General features: G+C 38.8%; 14 protein-coding genes. 11 read left to right on the top strand and 3 right to left on the bottom strand.

All coding sequences use genetic code 11. The features are described 5' to 3' along the window. The first annotated feature begins 122 nt into the window (after nt 1-122). The 5 genes from MHI41_RS06035 to alr all read left to right on the top strand — a co-directional run bounded on the left by MHI41_RS06035 (nt 123) and on the right by alr (nt 4,084). Entirely contained in the window at nt 123-701 is a 579-nt protein-coding gene (locus tag MHI41_RS06035; protein ID WP_008348332.1) for a TetR/AcrR family transcriptional regulator, read from the top strand. A gap of 11 nt (nt 702-712) precedes the next feature. Then, entirely contained in the window at nt 713-1,132 is a 420-nt protein-coding gene (locus MHI41_RS06040; RefSeq protein ID WP_281201311.1) for a GNAT family N-acetyltransferase, read from the top strand. A 265-nt stretch (nt 1,133-1,397) separates the two neighbouring features. Next, on the top strand, nt 1,398-1,856 hold the full coding sequence (locus MHI41_RS06045) for a GyrI-like domain-containing protein (protein WP_017367059.1): 459 nt from the start codon (nt 1,398-1,400) through the stop codon (nt 1,854-1,856). A gap of 251 nt (nt 1,857-2,107) precedes the next feature. Next, nucleotides 2,108-2,719, top strand: coding sequence for a hypothetical protein (locus MHI41_RS06050; RefSeq protein WP_342494641.1), 612 nt, complete (start codon nt 2,108-2,110; stop codon nt 2,717-2,719). A gap of 183 nt (nt 2,720-2,902) precedes the next feature. Beyond that, on the top strand, nt 2,903-4,084 hold the full coding sequence (alr, locus tag MHI41_RS06055) for an alanine racemase (RefSeq protein ID WP_342494642.1): 1,182 nt from the start codon (nt 2,903-2,905) through the stop codon (nt 4,082-4,084). Between the two features lie 78 nt (nt 4,085-4,162). Here alr and MHI41_RS06060 read toward each other — a convergent pair whose 3' ends face one another. Further along, the gene (locus tag MHI41_RS06060; RefSeq protein ID WP_342494643.1) at nt 4,163-5,275 is read right to left on the bottom strand and encodes an NAD(P)-dependent alcohol dehydrogenase; all 1,113 of its coding nucleotides are present in this window, start codon (nt 5,273-5,275) and stop codon (nt 4,163-4,165) included. A 212-nt stretch (nt 5,276-5,487) separates the two neighbouring features. On the opposite strand from MHI41_RS06060, the gene MHI41_RS06065 reads away from it, so the two are divergent. The 5 genes from MHI41_RS06065 to hag (MHI41_RS06085) all read left to right on the top strand — a co-directional run bounded on the left by MHI41_RS06065 (nt 5,488) and on the right by hag (MHI41_RS06085) (nt 9,925). Beyond that, complete coding sequence (locus MHI41_RS06065; RefSeq protein WP_058213846.1) at nt 5,488-6,102, top strand: TetR/AcrR family transcriptional regulator; 615 nt, start codon at nt 5,488-5,490, stop codon at nt 6,100-6,102. Between the two features lie 146 nt (nt 6,103-6,248). Next, on the top strand, nt 6,249-6,608 hold the full coding sequence (locus tag MHI41_RS06070) for a kelch repeat-containing protein (protein WP_342494644.1): 360 nt from the start codon (nt 6,249-6,251) through the stop codon (nt 6,606-6,608). Further along, nucleotides 6,557-7,750 carry a kelch repeat-containing protein gene (locus tag MHI41_RS06075; RefSeq protein ID WP_342494763.1) on the top strand — a complete coding sequence of 398 codons (1,194 nt, stop codon included), beginning with the start codon at nt 6,557-6,559 and terminating at the stop codon, nt 7,748-7,750. The genes MHI41_RS06070 and MHI41_RS06075 overlap by 52 nt, the downstream gene beginning before the upstream one ends. A 224-nt stretch (nt 7,751-7,974) precedes the next feature. Continuing rightward, nucleotides 7,975-8,814, top strand: coding sequence for a flagellin Hag (hag, locus tag MHI41_RS06080; RefSeq protein ID WP_191096755.1), 840 nt, complete (start codon nt 7,975-7,977; stop codon nt 8,812-8,814). A 289-nt stretch (nt 8,815-9,103) separates the two neighbouring features. After that, the gene (gene hag / locus MHI41_RS06085; protein WP_025207195.1) at nt 9,104-9,925 is read left to right on the top strand and encodes a flagellin Hag; all 822 of its coding nucleotides are present in this window, start codon (nt 9,104-9,106) and stop codon (nt 9,923-9,925) included. A gap of 32 nt (nt 9,926-9,957) precedes the next feature. Here the strand turns inward: hag (MHI41_RS06085) and MHI41_RS06090 are convergent, their stop codons facing one another. After that, nucleotides 9,958-11,427, bottom strand: a complete 1,470-nt coding sequence (locus MHI41_RS06090; RefSeq protein ID WP_342494645.1) for an FAD-dependent monooxygenase — start codon at nt 11,425-11,427, stop codon at nt 9,958-9,960. 221 nt (nt 11,428-11,648) lie between these two features. On the opposite strand from MHI41_RS06090, the gene MHI41_RS06095 reads away from it, so the two are divergent. After that, on the top strand, nt 11,649-12,473 hold the full coding sequence (locus MHI41_RS06095; protein WP_017367069.1) for a methyl-accepting chemotaxis protein: 825 nt from the start codon (nt 11,649-11,651) through the stop codon (nt 12,471-12,473). A 39-nt stretch (nt 12,474-12,512) separates the two neighbouring features. Here MHI41_RS06095 and MHI41_RS06100 read toward each other — a convergent pair whose 3' ends face one another. Further along, on the bottom strand, nt 12,513-12,884 hold the full coding sequence (locus MHI41_RS06100; protein WP_017359605.1) for a DUF5412 domain-containing protein: 372 nt from the start codon (nt 12,882-12,884) through the stop codon (nt 12,513-12,515). Between the last annotated feature and the right edge of the window lie 17 nt (nt 12,885-12,901).

A 12,901-nucleotide genomic window follows, 5' to 3' on the forward strand; every position in this document is an offset into this window, starting at 1 on the left:
GGTGAAGTCAATCCCATCTGAGTGAGTAAAGGTGGATTTTAGTCAATTGACACAAGATAATATGATAATTATAATATTTTAATAAATACACTTAGATGAGTAAAAAGGAAGGAGAAAAGAGGATGCCTTATCCGAAAGGTCATAAGTCAAAAGTGAGAGAGCAGATCATCGCAAGTGCTGCACGAGCATTTCGAACAAATGGCGTCCGTAGTATCAGTTTGCCATACATTATGAAAGGGGCAGGTCTAACTCATGGAGGGTTTTACGCTCACTTTAAGAACAAGGATCAGTTGGTGATAGAGACTTTTCATTTTGCTATTACTGATACGATCAAGCTGCTGCAAAGTGTTGCAGATAAGAAAGCAGATCAGCCTCGAATTCAGACGATTATTGAATTTTATTTAAGTTCCGTTCACCGTGATCAGACGGAAGTCGGCTGTATACTGCCTGCGCTGGCAGGGGAGATTTCTCAATTATCGCAAGAGGTACGGAAAGCTTATACCGATGAATTGAAACGGTTTATGGCGTTTATAGCCGATACGGGAAACATAAGCCTCTCTACAAGTTACGCACTAGTAAGCAGCATGATTGGTACAATTGCTCTTGCGCGTGCTGTCAATGACTCGCAGTTCAGTGATCAATTGTTATTGGCAGGCAGAACACAGGCAAAACACATTTTAGAGTCCAATGAACAAACATAGGGGATGTTGCGATGTTGATTAGAGAAGCAAGCATAGAAGATTATCCACAATTAAGACAAATCTATTTAGAATCCCGATGTCAGAGCTTTCACTGGCTCAATACAGAAGAAATCAATCTGCAAGATTTTGATCAAGATACGCAGGAAGAGCAAATTTTCATAGCTCAGGAGAGCAATAAAATCTTTGGATTCATCTCATTATATGTACCAGATCGTTTTATTCATCTCTTGTTTGTACATCCAGAAGCTGCTGGTCAAGGGGCTGGCGATCTGCTGCTTAAGCAAGCTATAAAAGTTTTGGGAACACCGGTCACCCTCAAATGTGTCTCCGAAAATCACAAAGCTTTGTCTTTTTATCAAAAAAGAGGATGGAAGGCTGTTGTAGAGGAAGGGGAGCCTGGGGCGAAGTACTGGGTGCTTATTTATGAATAGAAATCATTTTATCTAATCATTCACAAGGCCCTCTAAAGGGTCTTTTTGATTGTCAGTTTTCTGAAAGCCATTCCTTCAAAGGAAAATCAATAACAAATGAGCGGCTAAAATCCGTTCTTTTTTATGCTTAAAAATTGGATATCTTATGAATGAGAATATGAGATTCCATTATTATTAATATCCTAATGCATTATATTTTAAAGGGTGTTACCGTTGGATGTAAGGAATGATTGGCCAATCTTCCAATAAGAGTTGGAGGGGAATCATGAATTACAAAATTGAAATGTTAACGAATATGAAAATGGTGTATATGAGAAATATAGGACCGTATGGCAGTAAAGAGAATGTGGAGATGATGAAGAAATTTAAAAAATGGATCAAAGAACATCAATTCAATGACGAATTAAAGAAACATGGCATATACGGTGTTTCTCAAGATGATCCTGCAAGAACTTTACCTGAAAATTGCAGATATGACCTCATGTTCATGACAAATAGAGATTTCTCCAAAGATCAACTTGTTCAGACTGGTCATGTTGAAGGAGGAATGTATGCTGTGTTCACGGTGACACATACAGTCGAAAAAGTGAATTTGTTTTGGACGCAATTGCCTCAAATGATCCAACACAATCAATTGAACATGCGTGATGCACCTATTATGGAGAGATATAGAGAAGAAGAAGGCGAAGATAAGGTGTGTGAATTCTTACTGCCTATCTTTTAAACATTTTATCTAACTTCAATGAAAACAGACCTCTTGTGGTCTGTTTTCATGAATGTAAAATCTACACGTTTAAATAATTTAGGACTCGTTCCTTTAAATAACGATATTGAGCCTTATTCGTATCTTGAAATGCTTCTTCCCGATTTGAAGGTACATCCAAATAAAAGATTTCTTCTGAAGTACTTAATCCAGATGCTATACTATGGCTAAACCAATATGACAATAAAAGGTCATGTCAGGAGGAGCATGGTGTGATATTCATCATAGGAATTGTAATCGCTTTTATTGTTGCTATTTTAGGCTTTACTGTTTTCGTAAATGTAGGTAATGGGTTAGGAACGGCTTTTAGCATCATTGGGGGAATGGTCATTTTATTCATAGCGGGAAGGCTGCAAAGACAAAAAGAAAAGAATGATCCAAACATCTTATTAGATAAGATGATGATGCTCTTTCACGAAGACGGATTTCAGTCCTCAACATACATCTTTTCGCAAAATGTTGATAAAGGATTTGCGATTGATGACGAGCGAAAGAAAATGCGCTTTATTACATATCAACCTGGCGGCTCATCTCAGAAATTCAGGTTTGAAGTCACTGAGCTTTCCTTGCAAGAGTTGAAACAAGTTGACGTGTTAGAAGATGGTATACCGATTGAACATTCTACTGAGAGTGATAATAATGAAGAGATTTCTACACTTCAATTAAGATTAACGATGAATGATCAAGAAGCATCAACGATCACGATCACCTTCCTGCAATTTGATGTGCCAGTTCGTAAGAGCACCGCTGAATATTTGATTGAACGAGAAAATCTGGAGGAGATTTATCATCAAATTGATTCAATGATGAAATCTGCGTATTAAGTAAATTTCTGTTCATAAAAAAGAAATCACAGTTTTGATGTGGTTTCTTTTTTTATCTCAATCAAGTTAAAGCCAGTCCAGTCATTGTAGTTGAATGTTTTTTTCAAAAATGAATAAAGATAGACTAGACACGAAAACGAACATTGATATTGAAATGACTCATGTGATGAGGAGGAAGCATACATGCAAAAACTTTGCAGGCAAGTCTGGATTGAAGTCAATCTTGATGCAATAAAAAGGAATATCGAAGCGATTCAAGCGCATATTCCAAGAAAAAGTAAGATCATGGCTGTCGTGAAGGCGAATGCTTATGGACACGGTTCAGTGGAGGTAGCGCGGCAGGCACTAGAAAGCGGTGCGACAGAACTTGCAGTTGCTAGCTTAGAAGAAGGGATTGTATTGCGAAGAGCAAAAATAGAAGCACCTATTCTTGTGCTTGGATTTACACCGCTCGATTGTGTGAAAAGGGCCGCAGCCTGGAGAATCGATCTCTCCGGCCTTCGAGAAGACTGGATTGCTCAAGCAAATGAGATCTTAGCGGAAGAAGAAAGCCAGCGCCGGCTTGGGATTCATGTCAATGTTGACACAGGGATGGGGCGGTTAGGTGTACGGACAAAGGAAGAGCTGTTAGCGGTGGTGAAGGCGCTTGAAAATAGTGAAAACCTGAGGTGGGATGGAATATTTACGCATTTCTCCACTGCGGATGAACCTGATCCTGATTTTACGTTGCTTCAGCACAGCATCTTCATTGATTTTCTTCGGTTTTTGAAAGAAGAAGGGATCAAACTGCCGACCGTACATATGAACAATACAGCTGCTTCGATTGCGTTTCCTGAATTTAGTGCCGATATGATCCGGCTTGGTATCGGACTTTATGGATTGTATCCCTCGCAATATATTCAAAGCTTACACGCTGTTCAATTGGAACCGGCACTAAGCTTAAAGGCAAGAATTGCTTTTGTAAAAGAAATGGTCACAAAACCTAGGACGGTCAGCTATGGGGCTACCTATGTCGCAAAGCCTGACGAAGTCATTGCGACCATACCGATTGGTTATGCAGATGGGTACTCACGTGCTTTATCCAATCGAGGGTTTATGCTTTTCCGCGGAGAAAGAATGCCGATTGCTGGCCGAGTCACAATGGATATGACGATGATCAGTTTAGGGGAAATGAAAGCAAAGCAAGGCGAGGAAGTCGTCATTTATGGCCGTCAAAAGGGCGGAGAAATTTCTGTTGATGAAATTGCTGAAATGCTGAATACGATCAATTACGAAGTTGTCGCGACCTTAAGCCGCCGAGTCCCAAGGTTTTATCGTCGAGGCGGGAAGATTATTAAAATATCGACGCCGGTGATGTATGTGTGAAGGTAAGGACAGCATGAAAGTCCAAAAATCCCCCTTTATATGGAAAGGGGGATTTTGAGTTTCATGTCTCATTACGACTTAAGCTCGATACTCTTTATCTAAAATAAGAATTGGTTTAATCGTAGATCCATTTTTAGAATCTTCAAAGGCTTGTTCAATCTCTTCTAATTCGTAGAATTTTGCTAGTTTCTCAACTGGGAATTGTCCATTTTTAAAGAACTTGACTAGTTTAGGAATGAATAGTTGAGGAACGGCATCTCCTTCTATCACACCTTTTAACGTGAGCGCATTGAGCATGAGATCATTTGTCACATTAAACGTTAAATCGCGTTTTCCTACTGCTACTGTTGCACAAGTTCCTTTGACACGTAGGCAGTGAAGGGCAGCTAGCGTGACTTCTGGTACTCCAGTTGTTTCAAATGAGTAATGTGCCCCTTTTCCTTCTGTGATTTCCTTGATTTTTTCAGTTGGATTCTCATGTTTACTGTTGATGACATGTGTTGCACCTAATTCTTTTGCTAACTCAAGGCGGCTATCATGGATATCAACGGCAATAATCGGATCACAGCCTGCAATTTTTGCTGCCATTAACCCACTTAAACCAACAGCGCCTGTACCGAACACAACAAAGCTTGTACCTGGAGCTGGAGCAAGTGAATTTAAGACAGTACCGCTCCCAGTCATTAAGCCGCAGCCAAATGGTCCTAAATAACGTAAATCAGTTTCTTTGTCTACTTTCACCACATTTTTCTCATCAACCGTTGCATATGTACCAAATGACGATTGACCAAAAAATTGTGATACATCTTGATGATCATGTGTATGGATAGGCGTTTCATTATGTTTATTACGACCAGAAAAATTCAGTGGAATCATGTTTTCACATCCACCAGCGTTCCCGTCAAGACAATTATGGCAATGACCGCAATAAGCGAAACCTAGTACAACGTGGTCTCCTTCTTGAATGGTTGTGACATTAGAACCTGCTTTTACGACAATACCAGAGCCTTCATGTCCTAATAAAGCAGGACGTGGGACAGGAAGCGTGCCATCTAATACAGTGGCATCCGTATGACAAACGCCAGATGCAACGATTTTGACAAGCACTTCATCTGCTTTTGGATCATCTAGTAATAGTGTTTGTTTCTCGAAATCTTTTTCATTTGTTGTGACCATCGCTTGAATTTCCATATCATGTGCCCTCACTTTTTATATAGTATGATATTCTAAAGAAGTTAGATCAAATGTCACAAAAAATTCATTTCTTTATGACTAAGTTGATTGTAGGACGAAAGATTTTCCGTTTCAATCAGCAAAAAATCTTTTTTGTATAGGTTTTCAACACAAATGAATTTATGTATCTCTAATCAACATTTTTTAAAAAGTGTCTAAAGGAGGGGCCCATGATCAAAAAAGAGGATCGCCGTGTTGAGCGAACAAAAGAAACACTTCGTCAAACATTCAAAATACTAGTAAAAGAAAAAGGATATTCGCACGTAAAAGTGAAGGATATTGTGGAAAAGGCAAACTATAATCGGACGACGTTTTATGTGCATTATGAAAGTAAAGATGAATTAGCAGCAGATGTTATTCACCGGGAAATGGTCGATTTCGAATATGAATTTTGTAAGCCGACTCGTGAAAATCCACTGTTGGATTTAACTCGCATGAAACCAGAAGGCACCGATGTATTTCAATATATCGTTGAAAATCGCGACTATTATGATTTATTAGTGATGGAAGACCGAATTCCCCACATACAAGAACAATTGCTTAAGAAAATACAATATATTTTCCAAAATAGAATGTCGTTTGTGAGTGATCAGTATGCAGAAATCAACGACAGTTATTTTGTCCAGTATCGCTCATACGGCATCTTTGGTTTTATCATTGAATGGATCAGAAATGACTACAATGCATCTCCCTCAGAAATGGCACGACGTATTATCAATTTATTATATATTCAATCCTCACTTATGATTCAGTTGAAAGATGAAGAAGCGATTATGAAAAGGTAATGTCAGATAAATTTGATATATGTAGAAAGATATTTATAGAAATAAGTGCATCCTGAATTTATGATGGGGCACAATGATAAAAATTAAATTTTATTCCAAATATGTCGATAAAAGGAGGGATATTTAAGATATGGGGGAAATAAATGATGAAAAAAGGATTATTTTTAGTGCTTTTGGCCATTTTTATGATGGTCACAATTCATCCGCTAAATGCTCATGCAGCTGAGACAAATGGTTGGACGAAGCGAGTGGACTTACCGGAAGAGAGACTTCATTCTAGTTCTGTAGTAGTAGATGGGAAAATTTTTGTTTTTGGGGGAAGCAGTCAAAAATCACATAGTAATAAAAATACCTACATGTATGATCCTTACAAAAATGAGTGGAGCTCAAAAGCTGATATGCCAAGAGAAAGAACAGATAGTGCGGCAGTGGCGATAGGGAAAAAATATATGTCATTGGAGGAGCATATCAAGATAGCACAAAAACAATTGATATTTATGATGTAGAATCCGATACATGGTCTGAAACACCAATTAATATACCAAACCTAGCTGTGACAAAAGGTGATATAAGCGCGAGTGTTGTAAATGATAAGATTTATATTCTTGCAACGAATAAAAGTCCTTATCAAGAACATAATTTTTATAGTTATGATACAAAAACGGATACATGGCAACAATTGAAAATGTTTCCTCAGCAATTTACTGGTATGTCTATGTCAGAAGTTATTAACAACAAAATTTATGTCACAGGTGGAGAAAGAACAGTTAGTAATGCCAAGAATGCCCAAGTGTATGAATATAACATTGAAACAAACCAATGGGTACAAACGAAATCAAAGTTGAAGTTTTATCAACTAGGGGCAGCGTTTACAACATATCAGGGAAAATTGTTTATGGTAGGCGGTCAGTATGACGATGACAGATCCAGCCCAATATCACCATATTCACAATATTATGATGTCGATTCTAATTCTGTGAAAAAAAGTATAAGTGAATTGCCTGAAGCTAGAGTGGGATCAAGTGCTGTAACTCTTGGCGGTACGATATATATCATAGGTGGGAGGAACTTTAAAGAATATTATCATTCCAAATCGGTTAAAAACGACTTCAAATCAGTAATTTCTATCTCAATAAATGGCTTACAAATTGTTGAAGATGAAACAAAGCCAGATGATGGGTCAACCGAAGAGCCAAAAGATCAGGACGGGACAAAGCCAGGTGATGGTACAACCGAAGAGCCAAAAGATCAGGACGGGACAAAGCCAGGTGATGATACAACAGAAGAACCGAAAGATCAAGACGGAACAAAGCCAGGTGACGGCACAACAGAAGAGCCGAAAGATCAAGACGGAACAAAGCCAGGTGACGGCACAACAGAAGAGCCGAAAGACCAAGATGGAACAAAACCAGGAGAAGAAACTGCGAAAGGTATACTTTCCATTACCATGATCAATGGGTTACAAAAGGATTATCTGCTCTCAATGAAAGAAATCAACGATTTTCTTAATTGGTATAAAGAAAGAAGCTTTGGAATCGGAATGAACTTTTATGAGATCAATGATGAACACAATAAAGGACCTTTCACAAGTAAGAAAGATTACGTGGTGTACCAAAATATCTTAATGTTTGATATCAAGCAATATTAATAAAATGAAAGCTGCTAAAAATAGGTTAGCAGCTTTTTATATTTTACATTATTGTTAAAAATAGGATTAATATCATAAAAAAACAAGATATTTTTTAAAAATCTGCTAAACATCCCATAACCACGTCCGATAATAAAATTGTCAGGGTTGATAAGCCCTAGAATAAAGGACTTTTTTCAGACAAGGACGTCTGTCAGGTCCCACATACATGGAGGTAATAGGAAATGAGAATTAACCACAATATCGCAGCACTTAACACATTAAACCGTTTGTCTTCAAACAACGCTGCTAGCCAAAAGAACATGGAGAAACTTTCTTCTGGTCTTAAAATCAACCGTGCAGGAGATGACGCAGCAGGTCTTGCAATCTCTGAAAAAATGCGTGGACAAATCCGCGGATTAGAAATGGCTTCTAAAAACGCACAAGATGGTATCTCACTTATCCAAACAGCTGAAGGTGCATTGACTGAAACTCACTCAATCCTTCAACGTGTTCGTGAACTAACTGTTCAAGCGGGTAACACTGGTACGCAAGATGCAACTACAGATCTTAAAGCGATCCAAGATGAGATCGACAACCTTTTAGATGAAGTAGATGGTATCTCTAATCGTACAGCATTCAACGGTAAAAAATTACTTGATGGTACTGCAACAGATGGATTTACTTTCCAAATCGGTGCTAACAAAACTCAACAATTAACTGTTAATATTGGAAACATGGGTACTGCGGCTACAGGTCTTGATATGTTGAAAGCAGACTATGTTGTGACAACAGCTACTGCTGCTAACACAGATGCTTTATTAGACAAAGTAGATGCTGCAATCAATAAAGTATCTTCTGAGCGTGGTAAACTTGGTGCAGTTCAAAACCGTCTAGAGCACACAATCAACAACCTTGGTGCTTCTGGTGAAAACTTAACAGCTGCTGAGTCTCGTATCCGTGACGTTGACATGGCGAAAGAAATGAGTGAGTTCACTAAGAACAACATTCTTTCTCAAGCTTCTCAAGCAATGCTTGCACAAGCGAACCAACAGCCACAAAACGTACTTCAATTACTACGTTAATGAAAGGCCCCTTGATGGGGCTTTTTTTTATGCTGTTTTTTCCTTCGCATTTTCTCCAGTCTTATGATTCTTAAATCCCTCTGATAAATCATGAAAAATGACCTCTAAATTTGGCATACTCTAGCGAAACGATCATAATGAATAAGACTTTTTCCTTATTTATTCCTTTTTTGTTAAACATATTCCATTGAAGTTCGATAAATGGATTGTAAGGCTTACAAAAAAATTCTAATTTAGAACTTTTGGACATGGATGTCTAATTGGTTCAAACACATGGAGGTCATTTAATATGAGAATTAACCACAATATCGCAGCACTTAACACACTGAACCGTTTGTCTGCAAACAATGGGGCAGGACAAAAGAACATGGAGAAGCTTTCTTCTGGACTTCGTATCAACCGTGCAGGAGATGACGCAGCGGGTCTTGCAATCTCTGAAAAAATGCGTGGACAAATCCGCGGATTAGAAATGGCATCTAAAAACGCACAAGATGGTATTTCTCTTATTCAAACAGCTGAAGGTGCATTAACTGAAACTCATGCGATTCTTCAACGTATGCGTGAATTGACAGTTCAAGCAGGTAACGTTGGTACACAGCAGACTGAAGATTTAACGGCGATTCAAGAAGAACTTACTGCTTTGGTTGATGAAATTGATGGGATTTCTCAGCGTACAGCATTTAACGGAAAGAATCTATTAGATGGTAGTGTAGAGGATGGATTCCAATTCCAAATTGGAGCGAACATTGAGCAAAATATCAACGTAAAGATCGGCAAAATGGACGCTGAAACATTGACTGTCAAAGATATTAAAGTGAATGAAGATGGTTTTGACTTTGACGTTGAAGTAGCAAAAATCGACGCTGCAATCGGTGCGGTATCTAAACAACGTTCAGCACTTGGAGCGGTCCAAAACCGTCTAGAGCACACAATCAACAACCTTGGTGCTTCTGCTGAAAACTTAACAGCTGCTGAGTCTCGTATCCGTGACGTTGATATGGCGAAAGAAATGAGTGAGTTCACAAAGAACAACATTCTTTCTCAAGCTTCTCAAGCAATGCTTGCACAAGCGAACCAACAGCCGCAAAACGTACTTCAGTTATTACGTTAATTAAAAGCCCCCGTTGAGGGGCTTTTTTTATGTTAGTTTGATTTTAGCAATTGATGTAATTGAAAGTCTGGAACAGCTTCATAGAAGAAAGCTCGATTTAATTCCTCATTCTTTTGATCCCACCTATGCCACCAGTGGCCGACATCACCAGTGAAGTCAGCTTGAATCATGTCTTGCAGCTGCTCTAGGTTGATGATTTTTCTCGGTTCTATTAAGAATGAATGCATACGATGATACGCCTCAAGGTATTTAGTTTGTTTTGTTTGAACGGCATATTGTACATAATAATTTAAAAATTCTTGTACAAATGTCAGATGGGGAATGGGGGTTCCCTTTAACTCGACGCCTTCCCATGCCATATCCGCAATTGCACAAAGCCACCAGCCAAGCTCATTGGCTTGCTGCATTTGTTGTAAGGTGTTTTTTTCAAAAAACATAAGCCCATTTTCTTGTGCTTGTTTGAGCATACGCTCAAGTGTCTGTACCTCAAGAGCTGCCTTTGTCATTCCCTGACCATGTATTGGATCTAATGTGCATAAGGCATCACCCATGACCAATAAGCCGCTTGGCCAATCTTCCATTTGTTCATAGTGGTTTCTGACACAAGCCTGAACTCTAAATCCTTTTGGTTTCGTATAGGGAATTAAATGAGTGATGGCTTCTGCTATAGAGGGATTGGTCAGCCTAGCGGTCTCTACATCAAACTGATCAGCGTCCGTTGTTGGATAATGAGAGCCGCCAGCTGCAGAGAGAAGAACAGCTGCTAAATCATGATCTACTCGTTCAAACAGTCCTGTTGGAATTTTCTTATTTGGCTGTCCAACGATGACCATTGGTTCCAGATTCGGTGCCTCAGGTGGTATTTGATAGTATCTTGTGCTATAACCAAGAGACACGATTAGCTCATCTGTCTGCGGCAAGGTTCGTCCTGCGCTTTTCAGCCATTTTGGCAATTTAGACATTCTTCCAGACGTATCGATCACTAAGTCCGCTTTCAATTTGTGAATGATTCCTGGCTTTATCCTCCGATCTTTGACCTGTAGTCCACTCACTTGAGTCGTTTTTTTCTCAAAAAGAAGAGAGATCGCTTCATGTTTTTCCAAAAATTGAACACGTTCCTCACGTAACATTCTTTGCATCAGCACCCACTCTAGCATGGCACGTCGTGTGACAGCTGTTTCTTCAGTATCGGTGAGTACTAACTCGCCATCTTTTGTCATAAATCGAGATGTCTGATGCCATGTGTTGTACCCGCCCATTTCGAGTAATTCTTTTGTATAACCAGGAAATAGACGTTCCACTATTTGTTTGCCTAGTGGCAGCATTCTATGTGGATGAAAAGCTTGAGGCGTGCCAAGACGATTCTCAGGAGAGTCTGGCAATTCGTCCTTTTCAATAATCAATACTTCAAGGTAAAAACTTGATAAAACCTTTGCAGCGAGCATTCCCGTTATTCCGCCTCCGATGACGATCGCCCGCTCATACTTCATGGGTTGTGTCACAACATGCGCCTCCAGTGAATATATAAAATGGTTACATGACCATTTCATCATATGTTGATTTTCTAAGTATAGCAAATTCTTGTTTTTTTGAATATAGAAAGGAATTGGCATACTTTTTACTCGTAAATATGAAAAAAACTTCAATCTTGATCATTATTTTTAAAAAATAATGATCAAATTTAAGAGGAATGACCGATAAATATATTAAGGAGGTAGAGAGAATGGATATACTACAGAGTATTGTAACCGCAGCACCTTATATGATGAAGATTTTAAAAGATGAAGTGACGATGGGTGTCATTGATCGAGAAAAATTCTTGCTGTATTTGCCATCAAAAGATGTGGATTTTCAAATACGGACAGGAGATCCCATTAAACCAGATGATCAGAATATGAAAAATGCGCTTAGAGGAGAAACATCAAGTACATTCGTACCTGAATCGGTGTATGGGACGCCTTTAAATGCAATGGGATTGCCGATTTTCGATGAAAATCATCAAGTCATTGGTGCAATCGCTTTAGGTTTTCCGCTTAAAAATCAAATAGAACTCGAGGCGTATATGGAGTCATTGAACGACATCATTCAAAGTATTCAAGAAAAAGTACATGTGGTGGCGGCTCATTCAGAAGAGCTCTCTGCGACAAGTGAGGAAATGACATTCCAAACACAGCAAACACTTGAAAGCTCGAAAAAAACTTCAGATATTACAAAAATGATCAAAGGTATCTCTAAACAAACGAGTCTGCTAGGATTGAATGCTTCAATTGAAGCGGCCAGGGCAGGAAAAGAGGGAGCGGGTTTTAGTGTTGTAGCGAGCGAGGTTCAAAAGCTCTCAAGCGAAACCTCACGTGCGACAGAAAACATAGAAAGTTCATTACAAGGGATTTCCTCTAATATACATACATTACTTGAGAGTATGGGCCATATGAAAGGGTCATCTTCAGAACAAGCTTTATTAGTGACGGAGTTTAGTGAAATTGTAGAGCGGTTGACGACAGTTAGCAAAGAAATGAAAGAATTTATGCAAAAGGTGATGTCAACGTAAAAAACGAATCCAAAAAGGGTTCGTTTTTTTGCTGGCTCGTTATTTTCTATTTTTCTGATCAAAGCGATAATCGTATGTTTCACCTTTGACCACATTTAAAAACTCATGTCCAATTTGTACGAGCTGTGCATTTTCCCATTTAATCAGAGGATCTTTATCAGGGTATTTCCAGTAGATTGTTTTCTTGTGATGGGTGAGTTTGTTTTCAATTTCTGCTCTGACCGCATTCTCTTTTAGCTTTCCTCCGCTATGTCGATACGTGTTAATGGTATAGGTTCCATCAGGTGATGATATCGAGCGGATGAATGTCCCGTGAGACACGCCTTGAAGAGAGAAGCATTTCCAGTAAATAATTCCGGCGAAGCTAAGACATAAGATGGCAAGGATAATGGTGGTTTTCTTTTTAAACATGAATTCCTCCAGGTGTA

The organism is Bacillus sp. FSL M7-0307, from assembly GCF_038627835.1.
Classification (GTDB): domain Bacteria; phylum Bacillota; class Bacilli; order Bacillales; family Bacillaceae; genus Bacillus; species Bacillus altitudinis.